The organism is Pseudescherichia sp. AS216 (genome assembly GCF_037152055.1).
Lineage (GTDB): Bacteria > Pseudomonadota > Gammaproteobacteria > Enterobacterales > Enterobacteriaceae > Pseudescherichia.
On record NZ_JBBCMV010000009.1, the window covers coordinates 1 to 12,188 of the forward strand.

The window sequence follows — 12,188 nt, forward strand, 5'->3', positions numbered from 1 at the left end:
GCCCGGAGGCGCTTCGCTGACCGGCCGGCTTATTCGCCGTTGTTCCGTGTCAGTGGAGGCGCATTATAGGGAGTTATTCCGGGGTGACAAGTCTTAAATGCAAAAAACTTTCCAAGCGCTTATTTTGCAGTCTTTATGCCTGTTTTGCCGCCGATTTGCTGGTTAATTGTGCAATTTCTCGCGCAAATTCACTTACGCGTGACCAGTCGGTATAAACCACCTCTTTACGCGTATCCGTTTCCCCTCCGGTCATCTTCATAATCAGGCGGATCATGATCCGGTCGTACCAGGAGTAGCGTGGGTAGCGAAGGGCACCGGCAAACACCGCACAGCGATCCGGCTGCCAGGGTGAGTTCAATAAAAACTTACGCGTATAGCTATTAGTTTGCGGCGAGCTCTTCTCTGGTTTGCGCGCCACAAGGTTAACGGCGTAAAAGGCACTGGGCAGCGCATTAAGGTGCTGTAGATGCTTTTTCACAAACCTATCCACGGCCGGATGAAAGTGACCATAGCGAATCGATGCCCCAATAACCACGCGGTCATACTCCTCCCATGCGATTGATTCTGTACGGTTAAGGTTAACCACATCGGAATAGACGCTGAGCTCGCTCAGTTCAGAGGCGATACTGGAGGCGATCTCACGGGTTTGCCCGTCACGGGTGGAGAATAGAATCAACGTTTTCATAGCGTGTTCCCTTATTCGCGCCAGAACGTTGGGGTAAAGAGTACCAGCAACGTAAAGACTTCAAGACGACCAAAAAGCATGTTGGCGATGAGGATCCACTTCGCCACCGGGTTCATGCTGGCAAAGTTATCTGCCACCACCCCAAGACCCGGCCCAAGGTTGTTCAGCGTCGCCACCACGGAAGCAAAGGCGGAGAAGTCATCTACACCCGTGGCGATAATCGCCAGCATGCTTACGATAAAGACCAGTGCATAGGCAGAGAAGAAGCCCCACACCGCCTCGAGAATACGCTCCGGCAGCGCGCGGTTCCCCAGCTTGATGCTGTACACCGCGTTAGGATGCACCAGCCGTTTCAGCTCGCGGTTACCCTGCTTAAACAGCAGCAGGATACGAATGACCTTCAGTCCCCCGCCGGTGGACCCCGCCATGCCGCCGATAAACGCCGAGCAGAGCAGGAGCACCGGCAGGAACAGCGGCCAGCGCGCAATGCTGTCGGTAGTAAAGCCGGCGGTCGTTGCCATCGACACCACCTGGAAGAACGCCTGGTTTAGCGTAGTGACCGCCGAGTTGTAGACATCGTGGAACCAGAGTACCAGGGTGCAGATCACCACCAGCGTTAGCTGCACACCGATAAACATTCTGAACTCAGGATCGCGCCAGTAGACCTTCAGGTTCCGCCCGCTCAGTAGGGAGAAGTGCAGACCATAGTTACAGCCGGAGATCAGCAGGAAGATAGCAATAATGGTGTTAATCGTTGGGCTATCGAAATAGCCCACGCTGGCATCATGGGTGGAGAACCCGCCAATGGCGATGGTAGCAAAGCTGTGTCCAATGGCGTCAAACGCCGGCATACCCGCAAACCAGAGCGCCAGTGCGCAGGCCACGGTCAGCAGAACATAGATAAGCCACAGCGTCTTTGCCGTCTCGGCAATACGCGGGCGCATCTTATTATCCTTCAGCGGGCCGGGCATCTCCGCACGGTAAAGCTGCATTCCCCCAACGCCAAGAATAGGAAGAATAGCCACGGCCAGGACGATGATCCCCATCCCGCCGAACCATTGCAGCATCTGGCGATAGAAAAGAATACCGTGCGGCAAGGAATCCAGCCCCACCAGCGTAGTCGCCCCGGTGGTCGTCAGGCCAGAAAAGGACTCAAAGAAGGCGTCGGTCACCGTCAGGTTGGGACGCTCAGAGAAGATAAACGGCAAGGCCCCCACGCTACCCAGCACCGTCCAGAACAGGACGACAATCAGGAAGCCTTCCCGCGACTTCAGTTCGCTCTTCTCCCGGCGGTTAGGCCACCACAGCAGGGAGCCGATCGCCAGCGCCACAAAGAACGTTTGGGTGAATGCACGCCCCGCGCCGTCCCGATAAATCAGCGCAACCAGTCCAGGCAGGATCATCGTTCCGGAAAAGAGTATCACCAGCAGTCCAACGATTCGGGTAATGGCGCGAAAATGCATCTCTGCCGCTTCCTTAGGTATCCAGATAAATGAGGTGGGGATTATTCTTTAATGGCTGATAATTGCAATGAACCACGACTAAAATCTGCCAGCCGGGCGGAAAACTCGCTCAGCCTGGCGCGGGGAAGCGCCACTCGGAGCTGCACGACCGCCTGATAGTCGCTGGTGACGATCTTCCCCTCGAACTGACCCAGTAGCGCTTCTACGCCAGCGAGCTGAGCATAATCACAACACAAAGTATATTCGGTCAGCGGTAATTTGCGGAGTGTGGTGAGCTGATTAAGCGCACGCTGTACGCCGCCGCCATAGGCTTTGACCAGCCCGCCGGTGCCTAACAGAATGCCGCCATAGTAGCGCACCACTACAGCGGTGATCTCACCGACGCCGCTGCCCATCAGCTGGGCCAGCATCGGCTTGCCCGCCGTGCCAGCCGGTTCACCATCGTCGGAAAAGCCCAGCTGCTGCGAGTCGTCCGGCGGCCCGGCCACCCATGCGACGCAGTGGTGCCGCGCCTCCGGGTGTTCTGCCCGCACGGCGCTGACGAAGGCTTTCGCCGCCTCTACGCCGTCGGTGTGGGCCAGCAGCGTAATAAAGCGGCTCTTTTTGATCTCCTCAACGAAGGTCACCGGCGCAGCCGGTATCAGCCAGCTCTCCATCAGGCCAGCTTCAGATCTCGGGTCATGTTCTCCACGCCGTTCTCGTGGATCACCACGTTATCTTCGATACGGATCCCGCCGAACGGTTTCAGCGCTTCAATTTTCTGCCAGTTGAAGTGCTTGCTAAACTCGCCTTCACGCCACGCGCTCAGCAGCGAGTCGATGAAGTAGATACCCGGCTCAATGGTCAGCACCATGCGCGGCTGGATTACGCGGGTGCAGCGCAGGTAAGGATATTTTGCCGGCGCGGCCAAATGCGTACCGGTATCATCCTGCATAAAGCCAGCAACGTCATGCACCTGAAGGCCCAGCGGATGGCCGATACCGTGCGGCATGAAGGGGCCGGTGAGATTGTTCTCTACCATCGCTTCTTCGCTGATATCGGTAACAATCTGATGACGACGGAGCAGCTTCGCAATGCGCTGATGGAACTGCAGGTGGTACTCGATATAGCTCACCCCCGCTTTCATAGTGCCGATCAGCGCCAGCTGCTCGTCGTTGACATCTTTGATCAGCTGCGCAAAGTCGTTATCGCCATTGGCGGCCCAGGTCCGGGTCAGATCCGCGGCGTAGCCGTTATACTCGGCGCCAGCGTCCAGCAGGAAGCTGCGCATCTCAGCGGGTGCGCGATGATCCAGCCTGGTGTAGTGCAGCACGGAAGCGTGCTCGTTGAGCGCCACGATATTGCTGTAGGGTACGTCGGTATCGCGGTGGCCGGTGGCGGTCAGATAGGCCACGTTGATGTCAAATTCGCTCATACCGGAGAGAAACGCCTCGTGCGCTGCGCGGTGGCCCATCACTGCCGTCTTCTGCGCCTCTCGCATACAGGCCAGCTCGTAGTCGGTCTTATAGGCGCGATAGTAGTGCAGGTAGTCAATCACCCCTTTCGGGTTGATATTCTCGGCTTTGATCTCCAGCTGCAATGCGCGCTCTGTCACCGGGCCGATGTAGGCGATATTGCCCCGTGCCGCAGGCAGCTGGCTGGCGATACCGTCTGCTTTTGGCAGGGCAATAATCTCGATCTCTTCGGTCCAGAACGAGGTCGGCAGCGGCTCGACGTTGTGCCAGTAATCTACCGGCAGGTAGAACCACAGCTTGGGCTTGTTGACACCATCCACCAGCAACCAGCAGTTGGGAACCTGAGTAACAGGTACCCAGGCTTTAAACTGCGGGTTGACCTTAAAGGGGTACGGATGGTCATCAAGGAAGATGTTGAACAGCTCGCCGGAGTGAATCAGCAATGCGTCGAGCTTAAAGCGGGCCAGTACGTCCCGGGCACGTTCCTGTAGGGTAACGATATGATCTTTATAAAGCGCAGCCAGTGAGTCCATGATTTTCCCTTCTGGTTTAGACGGCAATTCTCGGCATCTTAACATACCCGGTAACGCCTGCGTGTTTTCCGTTTAGCGTGATCGCCTCAGCAACTTTTTAAACTCTCATTTGCATTTTATTAACATAATAACCACACTCCGTCTCATCTGGTAAGACCAGTAACCCTGCTGGATTCAGGAGACTGACATGCTCTACAAAGGCGATACCCTATACCTCGACTGGCTGGAAAACGGCATTGCTGAACTGGTGTTCGCGGCCCCCGGCTCGGTCAACAAGCTCGATACGGCGACGGTGGCGAGTCTCGGCCAGGCGCTGGACGTGCTGGAAAAAAGCCCCGACCTCACCGGGCTGCTGCTGCGCTCCGACAAAGCCGCCTTTATTGTCGGCGCGGACATTACCGAATTCCTCTCTCTGTTCCAGGTTCCCGAAGAGCAGCTTAGCCAGTGGCTGCACTTCGCTAACAGCGTCTTTAACCGCCTGGAAGATCTGCCTGTTCCCACAATCTCTGCCGTTAACGGCTATGCGCTGGGCGGCGGCTGCGAGTGTGTGCTCGCCACCGACTATCGTTTAGCGACGCCAGATCTGCGTATTGGCCTGCCGGAAACCAAGCTGGGGATTATGCCAGGCTTTGGCGGCTCGGTGCGCATGCCGCGTCTGCTGGGAGCTGACAGCGCGCTGGAGATTATTGCTGCTGGCAAAGACGTAGGCGCTGAACAGGCGCTGAAAATCGGCCTCGTCGATGGCATCGTAGCGGCGGAAAAACTGCGCGATGGCGCGCTGGCCGTTCTGCGTCAGGCGATAGAGGGCGATCTGGACTGGCGCGCCAAACGCCAGCCGAAGCTGGAGCCGCTGAAACTCAGCAAGATTGAAGCCGCCATGAGCTTTACCATCGCCAAAGGCATGGTGATGCAGACCGCAGGCAAGCACTACCCCGCCCCGCTGACGGCGGTGAAAACCATTGAAGCGGCGGCCCGGTTTGGCCGTGATGAGGCGCTGGCGCTTGAGAACCAGAGCTTTGTCCCACTGGCCCACACCAACGAGGCCCGCGCGCTGGTAGGCATCTTCCTGAACGATCAGTATGTCAAAGGTCAGGCCAAAAAGCTGACCCAGAACGTCGAGACCCCGAAGCAGGCCGCCGTGCTGGGCGCAGGCATTATGGGTGGCGGCATCGCTTACCAGTCGGCATGGAAAGGCGTGCCGGTGCTGATGAAAGATATCAACGACAAATCCCTGACGCTGGGTATCAGCGAAGCCAGCAAGCTGCTCAATAAGCAGCTTGAGCGCGGCAAGATTGACGGTTTGAAGCTGGCGGGCGTCATTGCCACTATCCATCCGACCCTCGATTACACCGGCTTTGATCGCGTCGACGTAGTGGTGGAGGCGGTCGTCGAAAATCCTAAGGTGAAAAAAGCGGTGCTGGCCGAGACTGAACAGAAGGTACGCCCGGATACGGTGCTGGCCTCAAACACCTCGACTATCCCTATTAGCGAGCTGGCCAGCGTTCTGCAACGCCCAGAGAACTTCTGCGGCATGCACTTCTTTAACCCGGTACACCGCATGCCGCTGGTAGAGGTGATCCGCGGCGAAAAAACTTCGGAACAGACTCTCGCCAAAGTGGTCGCCTGGGCGAGCAAAATGGGCAAAACGCCTATCGTCGTTAACGACTGCCCTGGCTTCTTCGTCAACCGCGTCCTGTTCCCCTACTTTGCCGCCTTCGGCCAGCTCCTGCGCGACGGCGCGGACTTCCGCCGCGTGGATAAGGTAATGGAAAAGCAGTTTGGCTGGCCAATGGGCCCGGCTTATCTGCTGGACGTGGTGGGCATCGATACGGCGCATCACGCCCAGGCGGTCATGGCCGCTGGCTTCCCGGAGCGGATGCAGAAGGATTACCGCGACGCCATTGACGTACTGTTCGACGCGGGCCGCTTTGGACAGAAAAACGGCCAGGGCTTCTGGCGTTATAAAGAGGACAGCAAAGGCAAGCCGAAGAAAGAGGAAGATGCTGCCGTTGACGGCCTGCTGGCAGAGGTTAGCCAGCCGAAGCGCGACTTCTCTGACGAGGAGATTATTGCCCGCATGATGATCCCGATGGTCAACGAAGTGGTGCGCTGTCTGGAAGAGGGCATTATCGCCAGCCCGGCTGAAGCCGATATGGCCCTGGTCTACGGCCTTGGCTTCCCACCGTTCCACGGCGGCGCATTCCGCTGGCTCGACACGCAGGGCAGCGCCAGCTATCTCGATCGGGCGCAGCAGTTCGCCGCCCTTGGCCCGCTCTACGCCGTGCCGGACGGCCTGCGTGAGAAAGCGCGCCATAACGAACCCTATTATCCTCCCGTTGCGCCAGCCCGCCCGGCAGGCGTTCTGAAATCGGCTTAAGGAGTCACAATGGAACAGGTAGTCATTGTCGATGCAATTCGTACCCCGATGGGCCGTTCTAAGGGCGGCGCGTTCCGTAACGTACGCGCGGAAGATCTCTCCGCGCACCTGATGCGTAGCCTGCTGGCGCGCAACCCGGCCCTCGACGCCGCGGCGCTGGACGATATCTACTGGGGCTGCGTGCAGCAGACCCTGGAGCAGGGCTTTAACATCGCCCGTAATGCCGCCTTGCTGGCCGAGATCCCCCACTCCGTTCCGGCGGTGACCGTTAACCGTCTGTGCGGCTCGTCGATGCAGGCGCTGCACGATGCAGCACGCATGATCATGACCGGCGATGCGCAGGCGTGCCTGGTGGGCGGCGTTGAGCATATGGGCCACGTACCGATGAGCCACGGCGTTGATTTTCATCCCGGCCTCAGCCGTAACGTCGCTAAAGCGGCAGGCATGATGGGTTTAACCGCTGAGATGCTGGCACGCATGCACGGCATCAGTCGTGAGATGCAGGACCAGTTTGCCGCCCGCTCCCACGCCCGTGCATGGGCCGCCACCCAGAGTGGGGCGTTCAAAAATGAGCTTGTCCCCACCGGCGGTCACGACGCCGACGGCGTGCCGAAAATGTTTAACTTCGACGAGGTGATCCGCCCGGAGACCAGCGTTGAAGGTCTCTCCGCGCTGCGGCCCGCGTTCGATCCGGCTAACGGCACGGTGACGGCGGGCACCTCCTCCGCGCTCTCTGACGGCGCGGCGGCGATGCTGGTGATGAGTGAAAGCCGCGCCCGCGAGCTGGGCCTGACGCCACGCGCCCGTATACGTTCAATGGCGGTCGTGGGTTGCGATCCCTCTATCATGGGCTACGGTCCGGTTCCGGCCTCGCAGCTGGCGTTAAAAAAAGCCGGTCTGACGGTGAGCGACATCGATCTGTTTGAGATGAACGAAGCCTTTGCGGCGCAGATCCTGCCGTGCATTAAGAATTTGGGTCTGATGGAGCAGATTGACGAGAAGATCAACCTCAACGGCGGCGCGATCGCCTTGGGTCATCCGCTCGGCTGTTCCGGGGCGCGGATCAGCACCACCCTGCTGAACCTGATGGAGCGTAAAGACGCGCAGTTTGGCCTGGCGACAATGTGTATTGGGCTGGGTCAGGGGATTGCGACGGTGTTTGAGCGAGTTTAAGCGTGTCAGGCAGGCCCGGCGGGAGAGACACCGTCGGGCCAGTGACGCCAGAGCTTAGATAAAGGCGAAAGCGTCGCCGAAGAGACGATCTTCCCGCGCACCGCGTTCGTTGCAGAAGAGATCCCGGGCGATTTTTGCCATTTCGAAACGTCCGGCAATATAGATATCATGCTCGGCCAGCGTGCCGAAATCCTGAAGTACCGCGGTCAATACCGTGCCGCTGCGGCCCTGCCACGCCTCTTCCGGCTGCTCAACCACCGGCACCACCTTCAGATTGGGGTGGGTCACCGCTAAAGCTTGCAGCTCAGAGAGATCGTACAGGTGCTTCTCTTCGCGTCCGCCCCAGTAGATGGTGATATCACGTGCCGGGTTACGCGCCAGCGCGGTCAGCAGAATCGAGCGCACGTAGGAGAAGCCGGTTCCGCCTGCAATCAGGATCAGCGGACGCTCTTCGTCATCGCGCAGCCAGGCATCGCCGTGCGGAATATCGATAACAATTTCGCGCTCTTTCAGGATCCGGTCCATCACCGCCATCGCATAGAGGTTCAGCTCGGAAGCACCAATGTGCAGCTCGATGAACGCCTGCTCATCCGGCGTGGATGCCATGGAGAACGGACGCTTATCGCGCTCGTCCATCACCACCATCAAATATTGCCCAGCGCGAAAGGAAAACGCCGCGTCCGGTACAAGACGAACACGGTATACGGTATCGGTGATAGCTTCTACCGAAGTCACTTTACAGCTTAAGGTTGTCATGCGCTCCCTCTGTCGGGTCGTTTTATTACGAATCAAAAGGCAAAACGGCGGCGCATTAGCTGCCTTTACCGTCACTCATTATGCCCAGCTCATCCCAGATAGCGTCAATTCTCGCGGTAACGGCAGGATCCTTTTTAATCGGACGCCCCCATTCACGCTGGGTTTCACCAGGCCATTTGTTGGTAGCATCCAGCCCCATTTTAGAGCCCAGACCGGAAACCGGCGAGGCAAAATCCAGGTAGTCTATCGGCGTGTTCTCTACCAACACCGTATCCCTTGCCGGATCCATACGGGTGGTGATCGCCCAGATAACGTCGTTCCAGTCGCGCGCGTTCACGTCATCATCACAGACAATAACAAATTTGGTGTACATAAACTGCCGCAGGAAGGACCACACGCCCATCATCACGCGTTTGGCATGACCGGCATACTGCTTTTTGATGGTCACTACTGCCAGGCGGTACGAGCACCCTTCCGGGGGAAGATAGAAATCGACAATCTCCGGAAACTGCTTTTGCAGGATCGGCACAAAGACTTCGTTCAGCGCCACGCCAAGCACGGCTGGCTCATCGGGCGGGCGACCCGTGTAGGTGGAGTGGTAGATAGCATCCTCGCGCTGGGTAATATGCGTCACCGTAAAGACCGGGAAGCTATCTATCTCATTATAGTAACCCGTGTGGTCGCCATACGGGCCTTCCGGGGCCATCTCACCCGGCTCAATGTAGCCCTCAAGCACGATCTCCGCGCTGGCAGGCACCTCCAGATCGTTTGAGATGCACTTAACTACCTCGGTTTTGGTACCGCGCAGCAGACCGGCAAAGGCATATTCAGAAAGCGTATCCGGTACAGGGGTCACTGCGCCTAAAATCGTAGCGGGATCGGCCCCCAGCGCCACGGCAACCGGGAAACGTTCGCCGGGATGCGCTGCGCACCACTCCTGATAATCCAGCGCGCCGCCGCGATGCGACAGCCAGCGCATGATCAGTTTGTTCTTGCCAATAAGCTGCTGGCGATAGATACCCAGGTTTTGCCGCTCTTTATGCGGACCACGGGTGACGGTGAGGCCCCAGGTGATCAGCGGGGCGGCATCTTCCGGCCAGCACTGCATGATCGGGATAGTGGTGAGATCCACCGCTTCGCCCTGCACGACCTTTTGCTGGCACGGCGCGCCGCGCAGGCGTTTGGTGGGCATATTGAGCACCTGCTTAAACTGCGGCAGCTTATCAAAGAGATCGCGGAAGCCTTTCGGCGGCTCTGGCTCTTTCAGGAAGGCCAGCAGCTTGCCCACCTCGCGCAGCGCCGTCACATCCTCTTGCCCCATACCTAGCGCTACACGCTTCGGGGTGCCAAAGAGGTTGCAGAGTACCGGCATTGCGTAGCCTGTGGGGTTTTCAAATAACAGGGCGGGACCACCGGCGCGCAGCGTGCGGTCGGCAATTTCTGTTATTTCCAGATGAGGATCAACAGGCAGCGTGATGCGTTTGAGTTCGCCCTGCTGTTCCAGCAGCGCCATAAAATCACGTAGGTCGTGGTATTTCATGCAGTTAATCATGGCCTCGGAGTCAGCCTTCCATTATACGGTGAACATCGGCGTGATGCTGTAGTTTTGTTAAATTAGGGTAAATCGTTACGCCAACATGTGGCGATGACCGCTATAATCACCTTAGCCATCATTATCGGGTTTTGATATGCTTGCACACGATTAGCTAAAACAGAGTGATTATGCAAGCCTGGTATCTACTGTACTGCAAGCGGGGACAGCTCGAACGCGCCCAGCAACACCTTGAACGCCAGGCGGTAAACTGCCTGACGCCGATGATCACGCTTGAAAAAATCGTGCGTGGCAAACGCACTGCAGTGAGCGAACCACTGTTCCCCAACTATCTGTTTGTCGAATTCGATCCGGAAGTTATCCACACCACCACCATTAACGCGACTCGCGGCGTGAGCCACTTTGTCCGCTTCGGTGTTAGTCCGGCAACGGTGCCTGCGCCGGTGATCGCTCAGCTGGTGCACTATCAACCTGAAGGGGTGACCGATCCTGAGACACCTTATCCGGGTGACAGCGTGGTGATCACTGAAGGGGCGTTTGAGGGGCTAAAGGCTATTTTTACCGAGCCTGACGGCGAAGCGCGCTCGATGTTGCTGCTGAATCTGCTCAACCAGCAGGTAGTGCAGAGCGTGAGAAACACCGACTTCCGTAAAGCTTAAAACGCGATACCGAACAGCTGCCTGACGTTGTTATCTGTTATGCCTGCCAGCCGGTCAGCATCCTCGCCTCGCAGCTGCGCCACGCGTTGCAAAATATGCCCCAGCACGGCGGGCTCATTGCGCCGTGACGCTGGCTTAGGCTTGAGATCGCGAGGCAGCAGATAGGGGGCATCGGTTTCAATCAGCAGACGATCGGCCGTGATAAGCGGTACGATTTCGCTAAGCGCCTGCCCGCGACGTTCGTCGCAGACCCAGCCGGTAATGCCCAGATAGAGCCCGCGCGCCAGACAGTCGCGCGCTTCCTGCTCTGAGCCGGTAAAGCAGTGCAGCACCGCGCCGGGGAGTTTATCCAGCCACGGATCGAGCAGAGCTAAGAAACGCTCGTGGGCGTCGCGGCAGTGCAAAAACACCGGCAGGGAGAGCTCAGCGGCGAGAGCCAGCTGGGCGCTAAACGCCACTTCCTGCGCCTGCGGCGTGGAGAAGTTACGGTTAAAATCCAGCCCGCACTCACCAATGGCGACGACCTGCGGCAGGCTGGCCAGCTCCCGAATGGCGTCAGTGGTCTCCGGCTGCCACTGGCTGCTGTCATGCGGGTGGACGCCCGCCGTGGACCAGCAGCCCGCGTATTGCGCAGCCAGCGCCTGTGCCTGCTGGCTCTCATGCAGGTTGGTTCCGGTAAGCAGCATGCCGCTAACGCCTGCGGCGGCAGCCCGGGCGACAACCTGCTCGCGATCGCCAGCAAACTGTGAGCTAGTGAGGTTTACGCCAATATCAAACATCGTCTTCGCTTTCGTCGCTCTCTTCCTGGCGGAAGCGGCGCTTGCCAACATAAAAACGCGAGAAGAAGACGCCCACTTCAAACAGGCAGTACATCGGGATCGCCAGCAGCGTCTGGGAAAAAACATCCGGCGGCGTCAGCAGCATACCGACAACAAACGCGCCTACCAGCACATAAGGCCGTTTACGACGCAAATCGTCCGGCGTTGTGACGCCCATCCAGCAGAGCAGGACAATGGCTACCGGTACTTCAAACGACACGCCGAAGGCCATAAACAGCGCCATGACGAAGTCGAGGTAGCTGGCAATATCCGTCGATACCTGCACGCCCACCGGGGCGGTATGGGTCAAAAAGCCAAACGCCAGCGGGAACACCACAAAGTAGGCGAAGGCCATGCCGATATAGAACAGCAGCGAGCTGGAGACCAGCAGCGGCACAACCAGACGCCGCTCGTGCTTATAGAGCGCTGGGGCAACAAAGGCCCAGACCTGATAAAGAATAACGGGCGCAGAGAGGATCAGCGACACCATGAAGGTCAGCTTTACCGGGGTAAAGAACGGCGACGCCACGTCGGTAGCAATCATCGTTGCACCCAAGGGCATCTGCTTGATCAGCGGGGCTGAGACCAGCTGGTAGATATCGTTAGCGAAATAGACCAGCACCACGAAAATGGCGAGCACCGCAAAGATGCAGTTCATCAGGCGTTTTCGCAGCTCGATCAGGTGCGTAATCAGCGGTTGGGTATCTTGTACAGCCAT

General features: G+C 58.2%; 11 protein-coding genes. 3 read left to right on the forward strand and 8 right to left on the reverse strand.

Annotation, left to right across the window (positions count from 1 at the left end; all coding sequences use genetic code 11):
• Nucleotides 1-133: 133 nt before the first annotated feature.
• From hemG to pepQ, 4 genes are read right to left on the reverse strand one after another with little or no spacing between them, the layout of a single operon-like run.
• Complete coding sequence (gene hemG, locus WFN61_RS19370) at nucleotides 134-685, reverse strand: menaquinone-dependent protoporphyrinogen IX dehydrogenase (RefSeq protein WP_144819238.1); 552 nt, start codon at nucleotides 683-685, stop codon at nucleotides 134-136.
• Nucleotides 686-696: 11 nt separating this feature from the next.
• On the reverse strand, nucleotides 697-2,148 hold the full coding sequence (gene trkH, locus WFN61_RS19375) for a Trk system potassium transporter TrkH (protein WP_144819236.1): 1,452 nt from the start codon (nucleotides 2,146-2,148) through the stop codon (nucleotides 697-699).
• Between the two features lie 41 nt (nucleotides 2,149-2,189).
• Nucleotides 2,190-2,804: an IMPACT family protein gene (locus tag WFN61_RS19380; protein ID WP_144819234.1), complete on the reverse strand. Its 615-nt coding sequence runs from the start codon at nucleotides 2,802-2,804 to the stop codon at nucleotides 2,190-2,192.
• Nucleotides 2,804-4,135: a Xaa-Pro dipeptidase gene (gene pepQ / locus WFN61_RS19385; RefSeq protein ID WP_313574409.1), complete on the reverse strand. Its 1,332-nt coding sequence runs from the start codon at nucleotides 4,133-4,135 to the stop codon at nucleotides 2,804-2,806. Before pepQ ends, WFN61_RS19380 begins: the two co-directional genes overlap by 1 nt.
• 187 nt (nucleotides 4,136-4,322) lie before the next feature.
• Between pepQ and fadB the strand changes: the two genes are divergently transcribed.
• A complete protein-coding gene (gene fadB / locus WFN61_RS19390; RefSeq protein WP_312235328.1) occupies nucleotides 4,323-6,512 on the forward strand; it encodes a fatty acid oxidation complex subunit alpha FadB in 2,190 nt (729 codons plus the stop codon).
• A gap of 9 nt (nucleotides 6,513-6,521) precedes the next feature.
• Nucleotides 6,522-7,685 (forward strand): acetyl-CoA C-acyltransferase FadA, encoded by a 1,164-nt coding sequence (gene fadA / locus WFN61_RS19395; protein WP_312633923.1) that lies wholly within the window; start codon nucleotides 6,522-6,524, stop codon nucleotides 7,683-7,685.
• A 54-nt stretch (nucleotides 7,686-7,739) separates the two neighbouring features.
• Here fadA and fre read toward each other — a convergent pair whose 3' ends face one another.
• Together fre and ubiD are read right to left on the reverse strand one after the other, a co-directional pair.
• Nucleotides 7,740-8,441, reverse strand: coding sequence for an NAD(P)H-flavin reductase (gene fre, locus WFN61_RS19400; protein ID WP_144819226.1), 702 nt, complete (start codon nucleotides 8,439-8,441; stop codon nucleotides 7,740-7,742).
• Nucleotides 8,442-8,496: 55 nt separating this feature from the next.
• Nucleotides 8,497-9,993, reverse strand: coding sequence for a 4-hydroxy-3-polyprenylbenzoate decarboxylase (ubiD, locus tag WFN61_RS19405; RefSeq protein WP_144819224.1), 1,497 nt, complete (start codon nucleotides 9,991-9,993; stop codon nucleotides 8,497-8,499).
• 170 nt (nucleotides 9,994-10,163) lie between these two features.
• Between ubiD and rfaH the strand changes: the two genes are divergently transcribed.
• Nucleotides 10,164-10,652, forward strand: coding sequence for a transcription/translation regulatory transformer protein RfaH (gene rfaH / locus WFN61_RS19410; RefSeq protein WP_042395910.1), 489 nt, complete (start codon nucleotides 10,164-10,166; stop codon nucleotides 10,650-10,652).
• Here the strand turns inward: rfaH and tatD are convergent.
• Both tatD and tatC read right to left on the reverse strand, forming a co-directional pair.
• A complete protein-coding gene (gene tatD, locus WFN61_RS19415; protein ID WP_337039108.1) occupies nucleotides 10,649-11,431 on the reverse strand; it encodes a 3'-5' ssDNA/RNA exonuclease TatD in 783 nt (260 codons plus the stop codon). The genes rfaH and tatD overlap by 4 nt on opposite strands.
• Nucleotides 11,424-12,188, reverse strand: coding sequence for a Sec-independent protein translocase subunit TatC (gene tatC / locus WFN61_RS19420; protein WP_144819220.1), 765 nt, complete (start codon nucleotides 12,186-12,188; stop codon nucleotides 11,424-11,426). Before tatC ends, tatD begins: the two co-directional genes overlap by 8 nt.

Coding starts and splice junctions, on each gene's coding strand:
- fadA (WP_312633923.1), top strand. CDS start 6,522: ATGGAACAGGTAGTCATTGTCGATGCAATTCGTACCCCGATGGGCCGT.
- pepQ (WP_313574409.1), bottom strand. CDS start 4,135: ATGGACTCACTGGCTGCGCTTTATAAAGATCATATCGTTACCCTACAG.
- trkH (WP_144819236.1), bottom strand. CDS start 2,148: ATGCATTTTCGCGCCATTACCCGAATCGTTGGACTGCTGGTGATACTC.
- fre (WP_144819226.1), bottom strand. CDS start 8,441: ATGACAACCTTAAGCTGTAAAGTGACTTCGGTAGAAGCTATCACCGAT.
- fadB (WP_312235328.1), top strand. CDS start 4,323: ATGCTCTACAAAGGCGATACCCTATACCTCGACTGGCTGGAAAACGGC.
- WFN61_RS19380 (WP_144819234.1), bottom strand. CDS start 2,804: ATGGAGAGCTGGCTGATACCGGCTGCGCCGGTGACCTTCGTTGAGGAG.
- ubiD (WP_144819224.1), bottom strand. CDS start 9,993: ATGATTAACTGCATGAAATACCACGACCTACGTGATTTTATGGCGCTG.
- tatC (WP_144819220.1), bottom strand. CDS start 12,188: ATGGCTGTACAAGATACCCAACCGCTGATTACGCACCTGATCGAGCTG.
- rfaH (WP_042395910.1), top strand. CDS start 10,164: ATGCAAGCCTGGTATCTACTGTACTGCAAGCGGGGACAGCTCGAACGC.
- tatD (WP_337039108.1), bottom strand. CDS start 11,431: ATGTTTGATATTGGCGTAAACCTCACTAGCTCACAGTTTGCTGGCGAT.
- hemG (WP_144819238.1), bottom strand. CDS start 685: ATGAAAACGTTGATTCTATTCTCCACCCGTGACGGGCAAACCCGTGAG.